The following is a 14,985-nucleotide window of genomic DNA, read 5'->3' on the forward strand; positions in this document are numbered from 1 at the left end:
TGGCGGAAGGGAGGCAAGGCGGGGTATTTGGGGGTAGGACGCGGGAGAGACCTCCCGCGTGACGTTCACTCGACGCATTCAGCGCTGGAGCCACAGCGTCGCGGTGCCCACGGCGGGCAGCGCCAGCGCGATCTCCGCCCCCCCTTCCTGCTGCCGCCAGCCCGCCGGAAGGCGCAACCGGGTGCTTCCCTCTCGATAGTAAGGATTGGCTACCAGCAGCAAGGCGCGATCGCCCAGAATAAACATCCGCGCCGGCATTTGCGGATCGCTTCCCGCCAGCGGCGTCGATTTTCCCGTCAGCAGATAAGGGGTGAAAGCGGCGATTTGCTGCGACACAGCAGCCACACCGCGCCAGGTGGCGTCAAACTCCCGTTGGTCGAAGCGGCCGGTTTTGCGCTTGTAAAACAGATCGGTATAGGAATAAAACAACAGCCCCTTGGCGCCGCCGATCAACGCCTGCCAGGCCTGGTTGCGGATTTCCGCCTCTGACGGCGGATGTGGCTTACGGCGGGCGTCATAAGCGGCGTGATCCATGATTTGCATCACCACCCAGGCCCCACGCGCCTGGCGGGCGGCCTGCACCGTGAGTTCGGTATAACGCGTGGTGCGCGTCAGATCGCTATCGTTCCCCACCGGGTAAGGGTCGGTCGCCAAAATGTCGCTGCTGTTGAAGTGAGCGTCCAACTCCCCGGTTTTGTTCAACACCTGGAAGGTGGGATGATCGCCGTCAAGCTGCTTTATTTGCAGGTTTTTTTCCTCGATCTTATCGAGATATTCCGGCCCCAGCTCATCGTTGATGTACCAGGCGAGCAGGTTGGGCTGAGAGCGCAAGCGCTGCACGTACCAGGCCGTCAGCGCCGCGTAATCGCCACCGCGCGCGGGCGGCGCGAAGCGGCTGCCGCGGTACTGATCTTTGACGGAGTAAATCACCAGCAGCCCGCGCTGGCGTGCGTTGCGGAAAAAGGCGTAAGGATCTTTCTTCTCCCCATAATCATAATTCAGCACCGTGTTGAATCCCGCCGATGCGATGCGCGCCAAATGCTCATCGGTAGCCACGTTGGCGTAAATACCCAACGGGAAAAGCCGTTGACCATCGCGCACGGTAAAGCCTTCGCTGTCGATCGCCACTTTGGCCGCAGGCTGCCCGACGCGAAAAGACAGCTCGCTGCCCTGTGCCGGCTGGGATTGCTGCCCGGTGACCTGCTGACGCAGGCGATATTCCCCCTGGGCCAGGCCGGCCGGCAGTGGGTATTCGATCCGGCGCTGCCCTTCAACCTGATAACGGTCGCGGCTACGGTGAACAACCTGCCCCTCGGCATTGAGCAATTCGCTGTCGACTTGCAAACGCTGCGGCTGCGGAGTGACCAACAGCGTGTCGACCTTCCCCTGCGCCGACGCGCCGAGCTGATACAACGCCGGCGTAGACGCTCGAGCACACGCATAGGCGTCGTCAAACCAGGCGGTACCGGTGCTCCCCTTGCGCAGATAGACGCCAAAAGTGACTCGCGCCGCCTGCGGCGGCACGGTATAGCTGGCGCTCACCTGCCGCCAGCCGCTGTCGCCGGTCACCCCTGCCGGATAGCTGCCTTCCAGAAAGCGCCCCTGCGCATCGAAGCTCTGCAGATAAACCCCGGCGCCGCCGTCGCGGCTTTGCCCGCGTACGCCATGGGTCTTGAGCCAGACGCCGAAATCGATCGTCTGCCCGGGCGCAACCCGCAGCATCTGACTGAAGGTGCGGTACTGCGCGGCATCTGCATTGTCATAACGCAGACTGCCACGGCCGCTGTGCGCATCGCCGTCGGCCTGTGCGCCCTGCGCACGCCAGCCGCTAAGCCCCTGCTCAAAGCCGGGGTTGGCCAACAGATTGGGTTGGCAGCTTTGCGCCAGAGCCGAAGCGCTCCACCAGGCGCAACAGCCCAGAGCCGCCATCTGATACATCCCCTTCATGGTCATTTCCTTTTCACCACGGCGTTGAACAGATAAGTGGCGAACAGATAGCAGGATTTCTGGTAAGACAGCCCCAAATGCTGACGGTAAATCCGCCATTGCCAGTCCGCGGCGCGGATTTTGTTGCCCGACAGCGAATGGGTAGACAATCGGTAACAGGCCAGCGGTTCGGGAATGCAGTAGGCCAGGCCGTTACGCGCCTTCTGCAGCACCGCCAGCCACATCAAATAGTCCTCATGGCCCACTTTTTGCTGATACACCTTACCGATGCGCTTCTGGTTGTAGATGCCGGTGAGATTGCCGATCCAGTTGCTTTTCAACATGTCCTGATAGCCAATAAGCTCATCCGCACCCCGGGTGTTTTTGATCAACTTCAGGTCGTCTTCGAAGGTGTAATAATGGGAGCACACCACGTCGTAGCGGCGAGTTTGCAAAATGCTCGCCTGGCGCGACAGCTTGTTGGGGAGCCATACGTCATCGCTGTCGCAGAAGGCGATATAGTCGCCCTTCGCCGCCTCAATGCCGATGTTGCGCGTTTCCGCCACGCCCTGGTTATGCTCATTGCGTATGTAGGTGAGGCGATCGTGGATAAACGGCCGCACCACCTCGGCAGTATCGTCGGTGGACGCATCATCGATCACATACAGGTGATAATCGGTAAATCGCTGATTCAGCACGCCTAGAATCGACTCTTTAATAGAGTGCGCCGCATTGTAGGCCGGCATTATCACGGATATTTTTTCCATTCTGTCCTCACTCGGTGAGCTGTTGCCACTCGGGATAAATACGTTCGGGAGAAAAACGACGGGACTTCTCTAACGCGGCGAGAGAAAAGTGCTCGCGCAAACCTGGATCGAGCATCAGTTTGATCACCCCTTCGCTGAAGGCGGCGGCGTCGTCATCGGGCACCAGATAGCCGTTGACGCCATCGTCTATCAACTCGGCCGGGCCGGTCTTGCAGTCGTAGGCCACCAGCGGCAGGCCGAAACTCATGGCTTCGATCAGCACCATCGGCAACCCTTCATAGCGAGAAGTCATCAGATACAGGCTGGCTTGGCGATAATAGGCCGCCACGTCGGCGGTGGCCGGCAGCAGGTTCACCTGCCGCTCCAACCCGGCGTCTTCAATCTGCCGCCGCAATGCGTCGCGCTCCGGACCGTCGCCAATAATCAGCAGCCGCCAATCCGGCGCCTGCGCCGCCACTCCTCGCCACAACGCGATCAGACGATCGAAGCCTTTCTGATTGCTCAATCGCCCCACCGCCAGCGCCACTTTTTTCTGCAGCGTCGGTGTCGGCGCCTGCGTGCCGAACGGTGAAACGTTCTCGATCACCCGGCATTTTCCGGCCCCCACCCAGCGAGCGATGGCGTCGCTATCTTGCCGCGTCAGGAAAATCACGCGGTCACACAGCCGGTAAACCAGCAACTTCAACCACTTAAATACGCGCGGGTACTGGTGAAAGCTGACGTGTTCACTCAACAGCAGCCGGCTGCGGGCACAGAACAAACGCAGAAAAGGCGTCATCACCACCGACAGTTTCCCCATGGAAACGGTAATGATCACGTCCGCGCGTTCACGCCGCAGGGCCATCGCCAGCCGCCATGGCCAGAACAGCGAATCGCCGCCGCCGCAGCGCAGCCGGACGTCGTTCGCCAGCGGAAAGAAGCTCCGCTCGCCAAACAGCGAAAACAGCGCCACCTCGTAGCCCGGCAGACGCGCCAGCGCATTGGCCAAACCGCTGGCGACCCGTTCAGTTCCGCCCTTGCCCGCTATATTTTCGATAACGATGATTACCTTGCGTGGTTGCATATCATCTCCTGAATCCCTGGCGCACATTGCGCAGCAGCCGGCCGCCCACCGAGAACAACCCCAACCGCGCCAGACAATCGCCATACCATTTGATCATCTTGAACTTGCCGCTCAGGCTGCGCCGCACGATGCGCGACGAGTAATAATTGAACGCCTGGGCGTTCTCCGAATACAGCGAGGCCAGCAGGTGCTTGCAGGCGAATCCGCTGATATGGCGATCGCTGGGGCTGAGGAAGGTATTGATAAAGCGATCGCTGGCCTCCAGATTAAGCTTCGCCGTCATGCGCCCGTAGCGCCCTACGTCGAGAAACACCCCTCCGCCGGCGTCGTGCGCCACATGCGCGCCCAAATTGGTGGCATTGACCAAAAAACCCCAATCCTGATGCTTATTGAGGAACTCGGGAAATAAAAAGCGGCGATCGCTTTTTTTACGTATGCTGATGGTGGATGAACGAATATCGCCCATTTCCAGAAAAAGAAAATCTTCGCCGGAAGAACCGGATTTGTAGTGGAAGTTGAAGTCACGTACCGAATCGCCGCTCACCTCCGCATAGTTACCGAAGATAATATCAATATGGCGATCTTCATGTTTATTCATGCGGCGGATAATATAGTTGGTTGTGAAGTAATCATCGGAATCGAGAAAAAACACGATCTCCGATTGCGCCAACTTGATGCCTAAGTTACGCGATACCGCCGCATTGCTCTTCTTTTTTTTCTCGTGCAGCATCACATTGCTATTGGTTGCTGCTATCTGGCGAATATATTTAATATCATCCTCGTCAGAGCAATCATCAACCAAAATCACCTGATAGTCGAAGCCCTGGCAAGCGTTGAAAACCCGCTTCAGAGTTTTAGGCAGATAGCGTGCACTATTGTAAATAGGGATCACGATCGAGAAATCCATTTCTTAACCCTCTAATTTAGAATTTATCATTTCTTTTCCACGGCAAAGCAACAATAACGACACGTTAAATACCGGGACCAAAAAATAGGTTTCCGTCAACGTTGTTAACAGGAAAACCACCACCACCCAGCGCATGAACCGACTCAGCTTGCGCATGTTACCCAACAGGTGAAAATAACAGAAAAGCATGACGACAGAGGCGAGGCCACCGGCCGAATAAAACATGGCAATGAAGAAGAAATCGACGGGTTTATAAGGTTCTATATTCATGCCGAACAGCGGATTGGGTAGCCCCACCGACTGAAACATCTGCCAGGAGAACCAGACTCGCCCGGTCAACGCCTGGTTCAAGAGGACGTCCAATGCCGGATTGCTGCCCCAGAGCATAACGCTGGCGAATTGAAAGCCGACAATAACCAACGTCAGCACGATGCAGACTTTTCTATTGGGGGCGACACGCAGCAGCGGCGCCAGCCAAAACAGCAATAACATCAACAACGCCAGCATAAAACAGGTGCGAGAATAGGAATACATCAGCACCGGGAGAATTAACGCCGACACCGCCAACGACGCGATATTTTTCATTCCACGCATTAGTTTCGCATGGTCGATCAGGCACAGCAGCGTGGCGAACAAGGCAAAAGAATAATACGCCAGGGTATTCGGGTTATCGAAACCCAGCGTTAATCTGTTGCCGTAACGTTCATCAAGATAAACAAACCCATTGGTGTAAAAGCTATAGGGAATGACCATCAGCAACCCTGCCACCACAAAGGCGATGGCAAACATTTCAGCGCCACGTCCCATGTCTATGCGGCGAAATAAAATGATCACCGCCGTGCTGAATACCGCGCCAAACAGATAATCCCCATGCCCGGTGGCAATATTAACCAGAAACAACAGAGCCAAAAAACCCGCAACCGCTTTTTCCGCCAGCGTAGCGATAAAAAATGCATAACCGACATAGAGCAACATCAGGCCATTAAGCCCCATCACGGTTTTATTAATCAGCTCGCTGTTGAACGATCCCGAGGTCAGGAAGGTTTTCACGAAAAACAGCAGCAGAAAGGTCAATACGATGGATTGATTGACTAAATCCCGCGACTGATTATAACCGGCGTTGGCATGCATTTGAAAATTGGAGGCGACTCTTTGCATAAGTGTTTACTCAGTAAAATAACTGCCCCATTCCTGCTCAATGTTTTTCGGCATCAGCTTGCTTAACCCCGCGCCAGGCGTAAACGTCAACTCACCGAAATACACCTTCTCGCCGACCTGGTAGAAATCCACGCGGACATAAGAGAACTGCTGCGCTGTCTGGCGAGCCAAACGCGTCATTTCGTCCAGCCGCGTAGGGCGCGGCATCGGTTCGTCGGCATTCGGCAAGCTGATACGGATTTCGGTGCGGTTCCAGTCGATATCGAAAATATCGCGCCGATGAGTGGCGAAACGCTGATAGTCCACCTGGATGAACATGCGAATTTCATGATTGTCGTTAAAACAATGAAACTTGATATCGTTCGGCACCTGCTCGCCATCCAGCAACAGGCGCTCCACCATGATGCAGGGTTCGATATCCAGATAATGCTTTTCGCGACTCTGCTCGTAAAAGTTGCTGCGCATCCACGCGTTGCTGAGATCGTACAACTCCGCGTAGCTCACCTGCTGCTTGTCGAACACCAACCGGTTATAACCGCTGCCGTGGTTGGCCTTCAGCACGAAGGCGTTGGGCAATTGCCTGAACATGTCGTAGCTGAGCTCAGTGCCATGCGCATACAGCTCCACCAGATACTCCTCGCCCCACAGACCGGCGATAAATTCACGTACCTTGAACTTGTCCGACAAGGTGGTGTAGATGCTGCGCGGATAAATTTTGCGACGCATGATCTTTTCGCTGAAGCCGGTCGGTTTTGACAGGTGCGGCAGCTTCTTGAAATAGAGCGCGTATTTAACCTGATGGTGCCAGGCATCGGGCAGGCGCTTGGAAATGTTTTTAACCAGGATGTTTAACATGTTCTCTCCTTAATTTGCTGACAAGACGCGGCAAGCAGTAAAAACAGGTCAGCTGCAGTCGGGTAATTTTTCCGCCACGGAATAAACTGTTCAGCACGAAGAACGAAATGAACTCCGCCAGCAGCGTAGACACCGCCGCACCGATCAGGCCGTAGCGCGGGATCAGCAGCAGATTCATCACCACGTTCGCCACGGCCACCAACGGCATCTTGATGGCGATAAAGCGATAGCCGGCGAACAGCACGATGCTGCGGTACGAAACCGTCCCCATGACCGAGAACAGCGAGGTCAGCGTACAAATGGCCAGGATGCTGGCGGCCGGTTGGAAAGCGGCACCGTACAGCAGCGCAATGGCCGGGTGAGCGAACCACCACAGGCCCAGCAACACCGGCAACGACAGCCCCAAGACCACCAGATAAAGCACCCGGATACGGTATTCCTGCTCCAACGGATCGCGACAGCTGGCAATGCCCGGCATCAACGAGGTGATCAGCGCCATCGGCACGAACACCCAGCCTTGGCTGAGGGTGGTGGCGGCACTGAACCAGCCTACCGCCTGCTCGCCGACCAGATTGCCCAGCATGATTTGATCGATGCGGGTATAGATCACTATCGACAGGCTGGAGATGGCCAGCGGCAGGCCCACCTTGAGCAAATAACGGCCATAGCGCCCGGCCTGGCGCGGCGTAACCCGCGGCGAGGCCGCAGCTTCGCCACGGAATAACCAGAGGCGCGCCAGGTAAGGTACGGCGCTGCTGAGGATGTAGGGCACCGCGAACCACACCAGCGGCAGCGCGGCGCTCACCAGCGCCAGCCGCAGCCCGATCGACAGCAGCAGCGCCAGGTTGTTGATCAGCGTATTGCGTTTCGACTGCAGGCGGGCATCGTAATAAATCTTGTACACGTCCTGAATCGAGAAATAGGCGCTGACAAGCAGCAACAGCGTCATCAGTTGGCTGGCGGGCGATTGGCTGAAATAGCTCCATGTCAGTATCGGCAGCGTCACCGCCAGGAACAGCCAACGGCGCAGGCGTATTGACGCCAGCATCAGGCGAATGCCGCTCGGTTGTCGGCGGGCGACGCGGTTGAAAATGATGCTGTCGGCGCCCAACTGTACCAGTGGCACCACGATGGCAATCGTCGCCAACAGATAGTTGAGCGCGCCAAACTGCGCGGGCCCCAGATAGCGCGCAACGTAAATGGAGACGAAGATGCCGGACAGGCTGAGCGAAACGCGTTCGAGCATCAGCCACAGGGCATTGGTGATAATGGCCTTCACCCGCTTATTCCCCTGCCTGCGGGCTATCTTCCCGATGGCTTGGGTAGGCGAAGTTGTAGTAGCTCATGTCGGTTGCCGCCTTCTTCACCATGCCGTTGAGGATCACGCCCTTGATCCCCACCCCATTCTGTTCGAAACGGCGCATGCTGGTTTCGATCTGCTTGACGGTGTTGACCTCAAAACGCACCACCAGCAGCGAGGTGCCGGCGTGATTGCCGACGATCGCCGCATCCGTCACCGCCAGAATCGGCGGCGTATCGATCAGCACCAGATCGTAGTTTTGCCCGGCCCAGCGCAGAAAATCGGCGAAACGGCGGTGCATCAGCAGTTCGGACGGGTTCGGCGGCACCTGGCCGCGCGGCACGAAGTCCAGATTGGCGATGGCGGTTTTCCGCACCGCCTGTTCCGCCATCACGTTGCCCACCAGCAGATCGGACAGGCCCTGATGCCCGTCATCCGCCAGCCAGCGGTGCAGGAAGCCTTTGCGCATATCGGCGTCGATCAACAGCACCCGCTGCCCGGCCTGCGCCACCACCACCGCCAGGTTGGTACTGGTAAAGCTCTTGCCGCTTTCCGGGCTGGCACCGGAGACCATCAGAATGTTGTTCTTGGCCTCCATCATGGCGAAATGCAGGCTGGTGCGCAGGCTGCGGATCGCTTCCACCGACAGATCCGTCGGTTCGGCCACCGCCAGGATCGGCAAGCGCCGGCCGCCGGATTTAGGCAGCAAATGACGCTGTTCGCGGTTGCGCTTCACCTGCCACGGCGACAGCGGCACGGTGGCGTAGACGTTGATGCCCCGTCTCTCCAGGGTATCGATGTCATTGATTCCGCGATGGAAAGCCGCGCGCAACAGCACGACCGAGGCGGCGCCCGCCGCGCCCAGCAGCAGCGCCAACAGCACGATCAACGCCTTTTGCGGCTTGATCGGCCGGATAGCGGTTTCCGCCTCGTCGATGATGCGAACGTTGCCCACCGTGCCGGCCTTGCTGATGCTCAGCTCCTGCTGCTTGTTCATCAGCTGCATGTAAACCTGCTGATCCACCTGCACGTCGCGGGTGAGGCGCAGGATCTCCTGCTGCATTTTCGGCAGCGTCTGCACCTGTTTACCCAGCCGAGCCTTTTCCGCCTCCAGCGTGGCGCGCTTTTCCAGCAGCGCCCGGTAAGCCGGGTGTACACGGGTATAGAGCTTGGAGATCTCCGCTTCCTTGAAGGTCAGCTCGTTGAGCTGAGCCTCGAGCTGCACCTGAGTATCCAGCACCGATTTGGCTTCCAGCGACAGATCCACCGAGTCGTTTTGCTGGCGGAATTGATTGAGCTGAGTTTCGGCGTTGTTCAATGAGGTTTGCGTTTGCGGCAGCTGCTCTTGCAGGAACGCCAGCATACGCTGCGTCTCTTCCGTTTTGCGATCCACGTTCTGCTGCAGATAGTTGTCGGTGATGTTCTTCAGCATCGCCTCGGCATTCTGCGGATCTTCGCTCGGCAGCGTAAAGGTCATGATGCCGCTGTCCTTGCCACCCGGCACCACGTCCAGGTATTTACGCAGATCGTCCACCGCTTTTTGACGCGCGACTTTGACCACGGTAAAGCTGGCGCCCGGCGCCGCGTCCAGCGCCGAGACGGTCATGTTCCAACCGCCCTGCGCCACCGGCTGCCCGACCACACCGCTGAACAGTTTGTCGCCGTCATGGCTCAATTCGTAATGCTGTCCGTCGCGCACCGTCAGCGTCAGCGTTTCGTCCAGCATGTCCTCCGGCGTCGTCAGCGTGGCAATGTCCAGGACCGGCGGCTTTTCGCCGCTCAGCCGGGCAAAGCCTTTGCCGAACACCGGGAAATAGTCCGGGCTGACGCGCACCGTCAGGCCGAGGGCGTCCACCGTTTTGCCCAGCACGTAGCGTGACTTGACCAGCGTCACCTCATCCTCCGTCGCCGAACTTTGCCCCATCGAGCTGTCCAGCGTTTCACGCAACAGCGAATCGCCGGACAGCTGCTTCTCCACCTGCACCACCGCCGTGGCCTGGTATACCGGGGTGGCCAGCAGGGCGTAGGCAACACCCAGCACGCCGGCCAAACCGGTCACGGCGGCGATCCGCCAACGGTTATCCCACAGCGGACCGATCAGGCGCTCCCACTCCAGCTTTTCATCTTGTTCGGCCACCATCACGGACAGCGCATTGTTTTTCATCTTCTGTTCCTTATTCACCCTGCGGAGTTACCAGTTGCGCACGCGCAAGGTAGCCTCGCTGAGATCGTTAAAGCTGCTGATGGTCGGCACCAGCTGGCTGATCAAACGGTTCCAGCGCGCGACCGGCGCCGCAGTGACGTACACGACGTCGTAAGGTTCCAGCTGAAATTCAGCGCCCATCGCCAGCGCGCTGGCATCGGAGAGATCGAACTGATACAGCGTCGCCAGCCGCTGCGGCGTTTTACCGCCGCTCGGCCGGATCACGAATACCCCGGTCGCATCCGCCACCGTCTGGCTGATCCCTTCGGAAGATCCGAGGGCTTCAGTCAGGGTCATGCCGCTGCGATCCATCTTCAGCGTCGCTTGCTTACCCACCTCGCCCATCACGAACACTTTCAGTTCGTCATTGCGCGGGATGTAGAGGATGTCGCCCGGCTGCAGCAGCGCGTTCTGGCTGATGTCGCCGCGCTGCATCAGCGCCTGCAGCGAGATAGCCCGCTCCTTGCCCTGATGGGTCAGCACCACGTTGCGCCAGTCGGCGTTGTCCGTCAGGCCGCCGGCGGCGTTGATCGCGTCCAGGATGGTCAACGGCACGTTGGTGATCGCCTGTTGGCCGGAGGTTTTCACTTCGCCGGTCACGTAAGCCTTCTGCGAGCGGAAAGCGGCGATGCTGACGTCCACCTGCGGGCTTTCCACATACTGCGCCAGACGGCCGGCAATCAGGCTGCGCACTTCGGTGACGGTCTTGCCCACCACCGCCACGCGCCCGATATAGGGATAAAAGATCGTGCCATCCGCATGCACCCAGTTGCCGGTGTCGCTGGCGCTGCGGTACTGCCCGGCCGGCGTGGTCAACTCGGGGTGATCCCAAACCGTGACGTTCAACACGTCGCCGACGCCGATACGGTATTGATAACTCTGCAACCGCTGATCCAGCGCCGGGTTCGGCCGGGCGACCGGTTCTACGCGCCGCATTTTCTGCAGCAGCATCGGCGACATGCGATAGACCTGTACCTGGTTATTCAAATCGAAATCGTCGTCCTGCTGCACGACGATGGCTTTTCCACTGGTCGGTAAATGCGAGCCGGGGACCACCGTACAACCGCTCAACAGCGCGGAGGTGCAGACCAACGGCATCAAAAGGGCCAAATGAAGATTCATGGAGGTACCGTGATAGACGGGCTGCTGCCGCAGCCCGTGAGAGGATTATCGGCCAACGCTGGGGTTATCGCGGAGTACCGTTGCCTGGCGCGGTTCACGCAGCATGGCGAAATAACCGCAGAAACAGAGCAGAAACGCCACCAGCATCAGGCTTTCCTGCAGCTTCAACACTTCGCTGCAAATGCCGACGCAGGCCAGCGTCACCGCCAGCATGGTGCTCATTGCCAGCGCCTGGCGTGCATTGAGCCCGCGGCGCATCAAAATATGGTGTAAGTGATCGCGGCCCGCTTTGAAGGGGCTTTGGCGGCGCAACAGGCGGCGCACCATCACGGTCACCATGTCCATCAGGGGAATGGCGATCAACCACAGCGCGGTGACCGGGCGCATCACCGACTGCGGCCCCTGCGTCGCCAGCAACACCAGCCACAGCACGCTGAAGCCGATCACCATGCTGCCGGCGTCTCCCATAAAGATCTTGTTGCGCGCACCGAACAGGCTCAGGTTAAACAGCAGATAAGCCGCCAGCGCGACGATCAGACCCAGACACCACAGCGCCAGGTCTTCCCGGCCGCCCAATCCGAACAGGATGGCCAACGCCACGAAGGTGACGCAGGACAAGGCGCCCAGCTGCCCATCGATGCCATCGACCATGTTGTAGGCGTTGATCGCCCCCCAGACCGCCAGCGGCGTAAGCAGCAGCGCGCCATAACCGAGCATCACTTCCTGATGGCCCCAGACATAGCCCAGCGAGGAAAGCTGCATCCCTGCCGCCAGCATCATCGCCAGCGCGATCCCTCCCTGCACCATGACGCGCGGCGCCACGGGCAGATCAAAGCGGTCATCCAGTACGCCCAACACCACCAGCGCCGTGACACACAACAGATAGACGGCGCTGTCGGGCAGCCAGGCGGGTTGCCACAGCGTCATCAGCGTCAGCGTCAGGTACACGGCGATGCCGCCGACCAGCGGAATATGCCCCAGATGTTGCTTGCGCGCATTGGGCTTATCCACCAACCCCACCACCAAAGCGGCCCGGCGGGCAATAAGCACCCAGGCGACCGCCAGCACAAATATCACGCTCAGTTGATATAACATCGTTCCTCCAGCGAATAAGCACGCTACCGCCCTTGAGTTACAGCTCCCAATGCGCTATTAACAAAAACAAAATTGATCCTGCCAGGATATAAGTCAGCATGAATTAATCCTGAAAAATGCAGATTTATCCGCTTGTCGGCGGAAATAGGTAAATAACGCCAGCGTGCGGTTAAGTTATCTCTCAGAAAACTCATGCTTAATGGTTCTTTCGATTGCCGAATCAAGTTCTACCGGCGCCACGAAATTATTCCGCACACTACTTTTAAATTGCGTTCTGGCGCAGAATTTCTGCACTCTTACGCGGCTGATTGGGAATTTTTTGCGACTTATTTTACTGACAACATCCAAGGCGGTTGCGCCGCATATGCCTACGGCATAGGGAATGCGAATCGTCTTATTTTCTCTGCCCAGCGAAGAGGAAATAACGTCGACCAACTGATTCATCGTAAAGTCCGGTTTATCGACGTAGTTGCTGACCTGATACGTTGACTGTTGATCCAGCGCATGTTCCAGCCGCGCGGCAATATTTTCAACGTAGGCCATCGACTTCATATTATTACCGCTGCCAATCATCACGAATCGGCCGCTGGCGATCTGGCGGAACAGGTTATACACGTTGCCGCGGTTGCCTTCCCCGAAAACCACCGTCGGGCGGATGATGGTCAATTTGTTTGCGCTATCCGCCTTGCGCCAGGCTTCATAAACATATTCCGCTTCGAGCTTGGATTTGCCGTAATGATTGAAGGGCTCGAAACGCCCCCCTTCATCGGTTTCCTGTTCAACGAACCCGTAAACGGCAACCGAGGAGGTGAAAATGATTTGGCGAATATTCAATGCGGAGGCGGTCATGCAGACATGGCGTGCGCCTTCGACATTGACCTGATAATAGAGCGAAATAGGATCGACATTGTCCTGATGTTCCGCCGCCAGATTAATGATGGCATCACAGCCCGCCAGCGGTTCTTGCAAGGTCTGGGGCTGCGTCACATCGCCATACTGATAGAGCGCCGGAAAATGTGCGCTGGGTTGCTTGTCAACGATGACCAACGTCAGGTCGTCGCGCTCACTGAGACGTTTCGCCAGGCGTGTTCCGATAAAACCGGAACCCCCGATAATAGCTACTTTACGCTTATCCATAATTTGTCACTCAGCAGGTTTCTCATTATTCCTGTCACCGCAATGGAAACAGGGCGCTAATATGCGTTAGGTAATGAGTTCCAGACTGGACAAATCGAACCTGGCTTTCAAATAACAAATAATGAAATAAAAGATTTCATCAAATGTAAAATTATCGCTAAAGATAAAACCTCATTCAGCGTTAATTTTTAACATCGTAAGCAACTTGATATTGCAAGGTTTTATTCGGCAATATGAGATTAATCCGACCTTTACCCGGCGTAGAAGAAGTCTCATATTTTACCGGCAATTTAAGCTGCCCTTGCTTAGGGTCGACGCATTCGATGGTCGCCTGATCCATGCTCTCGCCCTGGTACAGGCAGAACAGGGTTTGCGGGCTGTTGGTATGGGGATTATTCAGCGTCAGCGTCAACACAACGCGCGTGTTGTTCTGAATATCATTGATCACCGGCGGGCGAGTTTGGTTACCGAGCACATATGAAAAATGTGAAATAACCAGCAACGAAGCGAATACCGTCAGGTATTTCACTACGCGGCTGGCAGGCATGCTGAAAAAGCGACGCACTGCCGCCGGCTTCTTTTCCTGCACCGGTGCTTTGGCTGATTCCATCGTTGCGACAGGCGCAGCAACAAGGGGCGATTTACGCGGCTTATCTATTTTCTCTTCGTTGATTTCAGGCGATTCACTTTCATTTTCGGAAAGTTCCGCTTGAATATCAGCGCCAATATCATTGCCGTCATTTAATATATCGTCGTCAGCGTAGTCCTCATCTTCGGATATAAAGTGAAAAACGGCTTGATTTTCCACCTTGTAACCCAAACGAGGAATGGTTCTGATAAGCGTATGTTCCGCGTCGCTAATTTTCTGACGAATAGATTTAATTGTTTGATTTATCGTTGAATCTGAACAATACGTTCCTTTCCAGATATTTTCTATAATTTCCGTTCGGGTAACCAGTTCTGGTGATCTGGCGACAAGCAGCGAAAGAATTTGATACTCCTTCCAACGCAGACGGAATTTCTCCCCGGCAGGAGTCAGAACATCGAGATTCCTAATCTTTATTCTTTTATCAAGATTCACTTTTAATTTCCTTAGCGTGCCTGTCCTGCACACTTTGTATAGAAATATCAAAAAATGTTCAAGAAATTAAATGTAAACTCAACAGGTTGCATCCATTGGATATTGGCTTTTATAAAAATTTTCTGATTTCATTTTTTACATTAGGCCTGATTAAGGATGTTATGTTTATCCAAACGACTCTTTTTCCCTGTTGGCAACATGGATTTCTTTCATGATTACCGTAAAATTCAAACTAGCACCTCATTGATTTTAAAAGAAAAAGCCAGCAGTGTTGTTTGATTGTTAATCGAATAAAATTGTGAAATTTCATTCCGCCACGTGAATTCATCCTGTTTTTCCACCTAATCTGATTGCCAGATAGACTACAAAAA

Annotated in this window: 12 protein-coding genes; all 12 read right to left on the reverse strand. The window is 56.2% G+C overall.

Translation table 11 applies throughout. The annotated features are described in order from the left end of the window. Positions 1–78: 78 nt before the first annotated feature. Positions 79–1,938 carry a carbohydrate binding domain-containing protein gene (locus AWX27_RS17425; protein ID WP_060424122.1) on the reverse strand — a complete coding sequence of 620 codons (1,860 nt, stop codon included), beginning with the start codon at positions 1,936–1,938 and terminating at the stop codon, positions 79–81. Positions 1,939–1,949: 11 nt separating this feature from the next. Further along, positions 1,950–2,693: a glycosyltransferase family 2 protein gene (locus tag AWX27_RS17430; RefSeq protein WP_060424048.1), complete on the reverse strand. Its 744-nt coding sequence runs from the start codon at positions 2,691–2,693 to the stop codon at positions 1,950–1,952. Positions 2,694–2,700: 7 nt separating this feature from the next. Beyond that, positions 2,701–3,756 (reverse strand): glycosyltransferase family 4 protein, encoded by a 1,056-nt coding sequence (locus AWX27_RS17435; RefSeq protein ID WP_060424051.1) that lies wholly within the window; start codon positions 3,754–3,756, stop codon positions 2,701–2,703. Position 3,757: 1 nt separating this feature from the next. After that, complete coding sequence (locus AWX27_RS17440) at positions 3,758–4,663, reverse strand: glycosyltransferase family 2 protein (protein WP_038876980.1); 906 nt, start codon at positions 4,661–4,663, stop codon at positions 3,758–3,760. Between the two features lie 3 nt (positions 4,664–4,666). Continuing rightward, positions 4,667–5,821, reverse strand: coding sequence for a hypothetical protein (locus tag AWX27_RS17445; RefSeq protein WP_060424053.1), 1,155 nt, complete (start codon positions 5,819–5,821; stop codon positions 4,667–4,669). A gap of 6 nt (positions 5,822–5,827) precedes the next feature. After that, positions 5,828–6,676, reverse strand: coding sequence for an ATP-grasp fold amidoligase family protein (locus tag AWX27_RS17450; protein WP_060424055.1), 849 nt, complete (start codon positions 6,674–6,676; stop codon positions 5,828–5,830). Then, on the reverse strand, positions 6,657–7,955 hold the full coding sequence (locus AWX27_RS17455) for a flippase (protein WP_038876976.1): 1,299 nt from the start codon (positions 7,953–7,955) through the stop codon (positions 6,657–6,659). Before AWX27_RS17455 ends, AWX27_RS17450 begins: the two co-directional genes overlap by 20 nt. A gap of 4 nt (positions 7,956–7,959) precedes the next feature. Beyond that, the gene (locus tag AWX27_RS17460; RefSeq protein ID WP_060424057.1) at positions 7,960–10,140 is read right to left on the reverse strand and encodes a polysaccharide biosynthesis tyrosine autokinase; all 2,181 of its coding nucleotides are present in this window, start codon (positions 10,138–10,140) and stop codon (positions 7,960–7,962) included. A 27-nt stretch (positions 10,141–10,167) separates the two neighbouring features. Then, positions 10,168–11,301 carry a polysaccharide export protein gene (locus AWX27_RS17465; RefSeq protein WP_060424060.1) on the reverse strand — a complete coding sequence of 378 codons (1,134 nt, stop codon included), beginning with the start codon at positions 11,299–11,301 and terminating at the stop codon, positions 10,168–10,170. A gap of 45 nt (positions 11,302–11,346) precedes the next feature. Beyond that, positions 11,347–12,396, reverse strand: a complete 1,050-nt coding sequence (gene wecA / locus AWX27_RS17470) for a UDP-N-acetylglucosamine--undecaprenyl-phosphate N-acetylglucosaminephosphotransferase (RefSeq protein WP_060424063.1) — start codon at positions 12,394–12,396, stop codon at positions 11,347–11,349. Positions 12,397–12,570: 174 nt separating this feature from the next. Then, positions 12,571–13,533, reverse strand: a complete 963-nt coding sequence (locus tag AWX27_RS17475; RefSeq protein ID WP_060424066.1) for an NAD-dependent epimerase/dehydratase family protein — start codon at positions 13,531–13,533, stop codon at positions 12,571–12,573. A gap of 181 nt (positions 13,534–13,714) precedes the next feature. Beyond that, complete coding sequence (locus AWX27_RS17480) at positions 13,715–14,614, reverse strand: transcriptional regulator (protein ID WP_060424069.1); 900 nt, start codon at positions 14,612–14,614, stop codon at positions 13,715–13,717. Positions 14,615–14,985 lie beyond the last annotated feature (371 nt).

Source organism: Serratia sp. 2880STDY5682894, assembly GCF_001537385.1.
GTDB lineage: Bacteria > Pseudomonadota > Gammaproteobacteria > Enterobacterales > Enterobacteriaceae > Serratia > Serratia nevei.

What these genes read in the sequence shown, in the direction of transcription:
- AWX27_RS17425 (WP_060424122.1), bottom strand. Translation starts at nt 1,938, where the DNA reads ATGTATCAGATGGCGGCTCTGGGCTGTTGCGCCTGGTGGAGCGCTTCG.
- AWX27_RS17430 (WP_060424048.1), bottom strand. Translation starts at nt 2,693, where the DNA reads ATGGAAAAAATATCCGTGATAATGCCGGCCTACAATGCGGCGCACTCT.
- AWX27_RS17435 (WP_060424051.1), bottom strand. Translation starts at nt 3,756, where the DNA reads ATGCAACCACGCAAGGTAATCATCGTTATCGAAAATATAGCGGGCAAG.
- AWX27_RS17440 (WP_038876980.1), bottom strand. Translation starts at nt 4,663, where the DNA reads ATGGATTTCTCGATCGTGATCCCTATTTACAATAGTGCACGCTATCTG.
- AWX27_RS17445 (WP_060424053.1), bottom strand. Translation starts at nt 5,821, where the DNA reads ATGCAAAGAGTCGCCTCCAATTTTCAAATGCATGCCAACGCCGGTTAT.
- AWX27_RS17450 (WP_060424055.1), bottom strand. Translation starts at nt 6,676, where the DNA reads ATGTTAAACATCCTGGTTAAAAACATTTCCAAGCGCCTGCCCGATGCC.
- AWX27_RS17460 (WP_060424057.1), bottom strand. Translation starts at nt 10,140, where the DNA reads ATGAAAAACAATGCGCTGTCCGTGATGGTGGCCGAACAAGATGAAAAG.
- AWX27_RS17465 (WP_060424060.1), bottom strand. Translation starts at nt 11,301, where the DNA reads ATGAATCTTCATTTGGCCCTTTTGATGCCGTTGGTCTGCACCTCCGCG.
- wecA (WP_060424063.1), bottom strand. Translation starts at nt 12,396, where the DNA reads ATGTTATATCAACTGAGCGTGATATTTGTGCTGGCGGTCGCCTGGGTG.
- AWX27_RS17475 (WP_060424066.1), bottom strand. Translation starts at nt 13,533, where the DNA reads ATGGATAAGCGTAAAGTAGCTATTATCGGGGGTTCCGGTTTTATCGGA.